Annotated in this window: 7 protein-coding genes; 2 read left to right on the plus strand and 5 right to left on the minus strand. The window is 71.9% G+C overall.

Annotated elements, in window-relative coordinates:
• Positions 1 to 636: NAD(P)/FAD-dependent oxidoreductase (locus B0W88_RS29740; protein WP_144007062.1), on the plus strand; the 636-nt coding region annotated here is incomplete at its 5' end.
• On the opposite strand, the gene B0W88_RS29745 is transcribed toward B0W88_RS29740, so the two are convergent.
• Entirely contained in the window at positions 625 to 1,362 is a 738-nt protein-coding gene (locus B0W88_RS29745; protein WP_077038138.1) for a siderophore-interacting protein, read from the minus strand. The genes B0W88_RS29740 and B0W88_RS29745 overlap by 12 nt on opposite strands.
• Before the next feature lie 37 nt (positions 1,363 to 1,399).
• On the opposite strand from B0W88_RS29745, the gene B0W88_RS29750 reads away from it, so the two are divergent.
• Positions 1,400 to 1,882 (plus strand): MarR family winged helix-turn-helix transcriptional regulator, encoded by a 483-nt coding sequence (locus B0W88_RS29750; protein ID WP_077038143.1) that lies wholly within the window; start codon positions 1,400 to 1,402, stop codon positions 1,880 to 1,882.
• 6 nt (positions 1,883 to 1,888) lie between these two features.
• Here B0W88_RS29750 and B0W88_RS29755 read toward each other — a convergent pair whose 3' ends face one another.
• From B0W88_RS29755 to tsaB, 4 genes are all read right to left on the minus strand, one after another.
• Complete coding sequence (locus B0W88_RS29755) at positions 1,889 to 2,983, minus strand: class I SAM-dependent methyltransferase (RefSeq protein ID WP_077038139.1); 1,095 nt, start codon at positions 2,981 to 2,983, stop codon at positions 1,889 to 1,891.
• The gene (locus B0W88_RS29760) at positions 2,980 to 3,792 is read right to left on the minus strand and encodes a uracil-DNA glycosylase family protein (protein ID WP_077038140.1); all 813 of its coding nucleotides are present in this window, start codon (positions 3,790 to 3,792) and stop codon (positions 2,980 to 2,982) included. The genes B0W88_RS29755 and B0W88_RS29760 overlap by 4 nt, the downstream gene beginning before the upstream one ends.
• Complete coding sequence (gene rimI, locus B0W88_RS29765; protein ID WP_077038141.1) at positions 3,789 to 4,280, minus strand: ribosomal protein S18-alanine N-acetyltransferase; 492 nt, start codon at positions 4,278 to 4,280, stop codon at positions 3,789 to 3,791. Before rimI ends, B0W88_RS29760 begins: the two co-directional genes overlap by 4 nt.
• On the minus strand, positions 4,277 to 4,868 hold a 592-nt coding region (tsaB, locus tag B0W88_RS29770; RefSeq protein ID WP_077038142.1), incomplete at its 5' end, for a tRNA (adenosine(37)-N6)-threonylcarbamoyltransferase complex dimerization subunit type 1 TsaB. The genes tsaB and rimI, both read right to left, overlap by 4 nt.

Raw genomic sequence — 4,868 nt, forward strand, 5'->3', positions numbered from 1 at the left:
ATCGTCGACAGCCATGGCCTGATGCTGGCGCTGCAGGGCGACCTGGAGCGGGCCGGCGGCGCGGTGGCCTTCGGCTCGCCGGTGGTGGGTGGCGAGGGTCAGGTCTTGCGTGTCGGCGGCGCCGAGCCCGCCAGCCTCGAAGCCGGTCTCGTCGTCAACTGCGCGGGCCTGGCCGCGCAGGCGGTGGCCGCATCGCTCGGCGCGGCGCAGATCCCGACGCGGCACCTGGCCAAGGGCAGCTACTTCAGCCTGGCCGGCCGCGCGCCGTTCACGCGCCTCATCTATCCGGTGCCCGAGCCGGGCGGCCTCGGCGTGCATCTCACGCTGGACCTGGCCGGCCAGGCCCGCTTCGGCCCCGATGTGCAGTGGGTGCAGCGCGATGACGACTTCCAGGTCGACCCTCGCCGCGCCGACGCCTTCTACGCCGCCATCCGACGCTACTGGCCCGCCCTGCCCGACGGCGCGCTGCAGCCGGCCTATGCCGGCATCCGGCCTAAGCTCGGCGGCCCCGGCGAAGCGGCGGCCGATTTCATGATCGAGCGCCGGGGCGGCCTGCTGAACCTGTTCGGCATCGAGTCGCCGGGGCTCACCGCAGCGCTGGCGATCGGCGAGTACGTGGTCGCTTCAGTCGCCTAGCGTCTCATGGAAGTCCGCTGCGCCGGGCTTCCAGTAGACGGCCACCTTCAGCGCCTCCTTCGGCTGGCCCTTCTCCTGCAGCAGCACGCCGCGCAGCCGCGTCATCGTGGCGGCCTCGCCGGCGCACCAGGCATAGCCCTCGCCGGCCGGCAGGGCCAGCGCGCGCACGGCCTCGACCAGTTCCTCGTTGCTCGACACCCACTGCAGCGCCACGTCGGCGCGGCTGGCCATCGTGCGGCGGTCGGCAGCCTCCGGCTCGTGGATGATCGCGAAGACCTTGGCGCCGGCCGGCAGCTCCTCCAGCCGGCGGTGGATCGCCGGCAGCGCCGAGCCGTCGCCGACCAGCAGGTGCCAGTCGTAGTCCATCGGGATGATCATCGAGCCGCGCGGGCCGCCGATGACGGCGCGCTGGCCGACGACAGCCGTGCGGGCCCAGTCGCTGGCCGGGCCGTGGCCGTGCAGCGCGAACTCGATGGTCAGTTCGCCGCGCTCGCGGTCGAAGCGGCGGGGCGTGTAGTCGCGCCGCGCGTCGTCATTCACGAAGAACTTCACGTGGTCGTCGAAGGACTCGGAGACGAAGCCGCGCAGCGATTCGGCGAAGAAGGTGATGGCGAGGAAGTGCGGGCCGATCGGCTCGATGCGGACCACCTCCACCTCGCGGCGGTGCAGTTCATGGCGCACGCGCTGGACGCGGCGCAGGGGGATGTTCGATTCAGGGGCATTCATGGCTTGTGTGCGTTGATCGTTGATAATGTCATCCATCATGCGCAAACAAGTTGATACTGTCAACCATCTGGCCGGCAATGCCCCTGCCGTCGACGCGGACGAGCTGATCGAGGCCGTCCATGCGGTGATGCACCAGTTCCGCGCCCGCCAGTTCCGCGCGTTGCGCGAGGGCGCGCACGAGCTGTCGCACATGGAGGCCAAGGCGCTGGGCTACTTCGCCCGCCATCCGGGCGCCACGCAGAGCGAGCTGGTCCAGCACTCGGGTCGCGACAAGGGCCAGGTGGCGCGGCTGATCGCCACGCTGCGCGAACGCGGCTACCTGGAGGCTCGCGCCGACGAGGCGGATCGCCGCATCCAGCGGCTGGAGGTCAGCGCGGCCGGCCGTGCAGTGCAGAAGGCGATCCAGGCCCAGGGCCGCAAGCTGAGCCAGGCGGCGGTAGCGGGGCTCAGCGCCGAGGAATGCGCACAGCTGAAGACGCTGCTGGCGAAGCTGCAGCAGCAGCTCGACGAGCTGCCCTGAGTCGCCTCAGAGGGTGTGGGAGCGATCCCCGGCGGTGAAGCCGATCGGGTCGAAATCGACGCCCGGCGTCGCGAAGCCGATCACCTTGAACAGCTCGCCCATCTCGTGCTCGGCGATCAGCTTGTGGGCCATCGCGCGCTGCGGCAGCGTCGCATGGCACAGCATGCCGACCAGGCCGCAGTTGATGAGGAAGTTCCCCTGGCTGGTGTAGCCCAGCACGGTCAGGCCGGCGTCCTGCCCGGCCAGCGCGATGCCGGTGAAGTTGACGTGGGCGGTGATGTCCTTCTGGCCCACCAGCACCAGCGGATCGGGATCGGCCTGGTGCAGGTGGTGGCACATCAGCGTGCCGCCGTGGCGCTGCGGGTGGTAATACTCGGACTCGGGGAAACCATAGTCGATCAGGAAGGCCGCGCCGCGCGTCAACGCTGAAGCCAGCGTGCGCACGAAGGCTTCGCCCTGCGGATGGATCTCGGTGACGGTGCCGGGGACATAACTGGGTACTTCAGCGCCAGTGGCGGGCGGCTGCAGCGTGGTCGGCCGGTCGGCCCAGGCGAAGCGCTCGCCGTCGATGGCCACGCCGCGCTCCAGCCACTGGCGGCCGTCGAAGTGCAGCAGCTGCACCGGCATCGCATCCAGCACCTCGTTGCCGACGACGACGCCCTCGAAGCTCGCGGGCAGTTCATCCAGCCATTCGACCCTGACGCGCCAGGGCGCCAGCTTCTCCGCCTGGCGCTGGCGCAGCGTGCCGGAGAGGTCGACGATCACGTAGCGGCGGATGCGCTCGCCCAGGCACTCCAGCAACTGCGCGGCCAGCGCGCCGGTGCCGGCGCCGAACTCCCAGACGGTACCGGTGCCGCTGGCCTCCAGCGCCTGGCCGACCTGAGCGGCCAGCGCCTCGCCGAACAGCGGTGACAACTCGGGCGCGGTGACGAAGTCGGAGCCGCTGGCGGGCATCAGGCCGAACTTCTGCCGCTCGTTGCTGTAGTAGCCCAGGCCGGGCGCGTACAGGGCCAGCGCCATGAAGCGGTCGAAGGGCAGCCAGCCGCCGGCTTCGGCGATGGCCTGGCGGATCTGCTGCTCGAGTTCGGAAGGGCTGCTCATCGGCTGGCCATCGCCTCGCGCGCCAGGCACAGGTCTTCCCAGGCCCGCGCCTTGTCCGGCAGGTTGCGCAGCAGGTAGGCCGGGTGATAGGTGACCACCAGCGGCACGCCCTGGTACTGGTGGACACGGCCGCGCAGGCGGCCGATCGGCTCGCTGCTGCGCAAGAGCGACTGCACGGCGAAGCGACCCATCGCCAGGATCACGCGCGGCTTCACCAGCGCGATCTGGCGGTCCAGGTAGGGCTCGCAGCGGGCCAGTTCATCCGGCTCCGGGTTGCGGTTGCGCGGCGGGCGGCACTTCAGCGTGTTGGCGATGTAGACCTGCTGCTCGGGCGGACCTTCGCCGCGCGACAGGCCCAGCGCCAGCAGCATGTTGTCCAGCAACTTGCCGGCCTGGCCGACGAAGGGCTCGCCCTGCAGGTCCTCGTTCTCGCCCGGCGCCTCGCCGACGATCATCCAGTGCGCCTGCTCGTTGCCGACGCCGAAGACGGTGTTCTTGCGGCTCTCGCACAGGCCGCAGGCGCGGCAGGCGGCCACGCTCTCGCGCAGCGCGGGCCAGTCCATGGCGGCGATGGTGGCGCTGCGGCCGTCGGCGTCTTCGCGCGGCGCGGGCTGCGGGGCCACCTGCGGCAGCACCTCGGCCACGCTGACCGGCGCCGCACGACGAGGCGCCGGCTGCGGAGCCGGTTCCGGCGCCTGCATCGTCGCCACGTCGATCTCGGCATCCAGCGGTGCCGGCGGCGAAGGCGCCCACACACGCAGGCCCATGGCCTTCAGCATCGCCGTCTGGCGTGCATCCCAGAGGCTCATGCGGGCACCGCCAGGCTCATCAGCACCGCGTCCTCGCGCGGCCCGCTGGCCGTCGGGTAGTAGCGCTTGCGCAGCCCCACCTCGGCAAAGCCGTAGCGCTGGTAGACGCGCCGCGCCCGTGCGTTGCCGACGCGCACCTCCAGCCACAGCTGCTCGCAACCCTGCTCGCGGCACATCGCGCACAGGCGGTCCAGCATCAGCCGGGCCAGGCCCTGGCCCTCGCGCTCGGGCGCGACGGTGATGTTCAGCAAATGCATCTCGCCCGCCCCCTTCATGGCGAGGAAATAACCCGTCAGCTCAGCGGAGTCCGGCTCGCGCAGCACGAAGGCGAGATAGCCGGCGGCCAGCGAGTCGACGAAGTTGCCGGGCGTCCAGGGCGTGGCGTAGGCGCGGGTCTCGATGGCCATGATCTCGGGCACGTCGCGGCTGTGCATGGGCACGAGCCGCGGCTCGCCGGTGGCGGGGCGTTCCGGCGCGATGGCGCTCATGCCACGGCGCTCCCGGCGCGGGCGGCGAGCCGCTCCTCGGTCGTCTGGGCGACCTTGTCGCGCACATAGACGGGCATCGCCTCGGCCGCGTCCAGCACCGCCCCCTGGGCCCAGGCCTGGCGGGCCAGTTCGGCCAGCGCGCGGGCGCGCGAGGCGGTGGCCGGCCAGCAGCGCAGCTCGCGCCCGGCCAGGCCCAGCCGGCCCTCGAAGGCGACCAGCGCCGAGCCGGCCACCGCGGCGGGTTCGCCCCAGCGCTGCAGCAGCACGGCCGGCGCGCAGAGCATCGGCTCCACCTCGACATGCCAGCGCGCGCCGTCCCATCGATAGGCGGCGGCGTAGATCTCGTCCATGCGGGCGTCCATCACGACCCAGATCGTGCCGGCAAGCGGTGCACCGGCGGCCTCGGCCTGCTGGCGGGCGTCCTCGGCGACGAGCATCAGGCTGTCCAGCGACAGTACCGGCTTGGCGGCGCCGAAGGCCAGGCCCTGGGTCACCGAACAGGCGGTCCGCAGGCCGGTGAAGGCGCCGGGGCCGCGGCCGAAGCCGATCGCGTCGAGCTCGGCCAGCGTGCAGCCGGCGCTCGCCAGC

This window comes from Pelomonas sp. KK5, from assembly GCF_001984095.1.
In the GTDB taxonomy this organism is placed as follows: Bacteria; Pseudomonadota; Gammaproteobacteria; order Burkholderiales; family Burkholderiaceae_C; genus KK5.